The sequence below is a fragment of the Dysgonomonas sp. 521 genome (assembly GCF_010501055.1).
Classification (GTDB): Bacteria; Bacteroidota; Bacteroidia; order Bacteroidales; family Dysgonomonadaceae; genus Dysgonomonas.
In genome coordinates this window covers 20,347-21,061 of the sequence record NZ_QVMO01000087.1, presented here as the reverse complement: position 1 = coordinate 21,061, position 715 = coordinate 20,347, and the positions used below count along the sequence as shown (strand labels likewise).

General features: G+C 36.9%; 1 protein-coding gene. It reads right to left on the bottom strand.

From position 1 onward, the window contains the following. Positions 1–349 precede the first annotated feature (349 nt). Positions 350–715: phage integrase SAM-like domain-containing protein (locus D0T84_RS18440; protein ID WP_163309328.1), on the bottom strand; the 366-nt coding region annotated here is incomplete at its 5' end.

Genomic DNA, 715 nt, shown 5'->3' with positions numbered 1-715 from the left:
CTTAAGAAAAAAACGGTAATTTTGTCAGACTAATTTGCACAGTGAGTGGGTGGGTATCACCGGAATCACTGGGTGGGTATCGCCGGAATATGCAGGAAAGGTAGGATTCAATAGATTTTTTGAGGTTTTTTAAGAAAATGGAAGGAAGATTCTACTTATTGATATAATCGATGTATAGCTGGAGTTAATATGTAATATTTTTCACTGGCTTTGTTATCGAAAGTCGTTCTTTGTAATTTGTGCAAGAAGTGGTGAAAGAAAGTGGTTCGCTCATTTCTAAATCGTTACCTGTGGGTGGATGTATTTTTGTAAGTTGTTAGTTTTTAGATGGAAAGAAAAAGTTATGTGTCTAGCGGTGTGAAAGGAGATCGGCCGTTTTCTCCTGCCGAAATATGATTTTGCAATAGGGTTTACCTTCATTATCCGTTTCTTCTCGGATTTCGCCCCAGATTAGCTTATTGACATCACTCCAACGTAACCCTGTTAGGCAGGAAAATAGGAAAGCCGTTTTTAGCATTGGATATTTACATTCTGCTCTATACAGCGATTGTAATTCGTTAAAAGTCAAGTATTCCCTTTGGCTTTCTCCCATTTCAAAACCTTTGATTCCTCTTAGTGGGTTAGAAGAAAAGTATCCTTCATCAAAAGCTGCATTTATACAAGCCTTGAACTTATTGTAATAAGTGTATTTGGAGTTTTGACTTAATCCTATTCC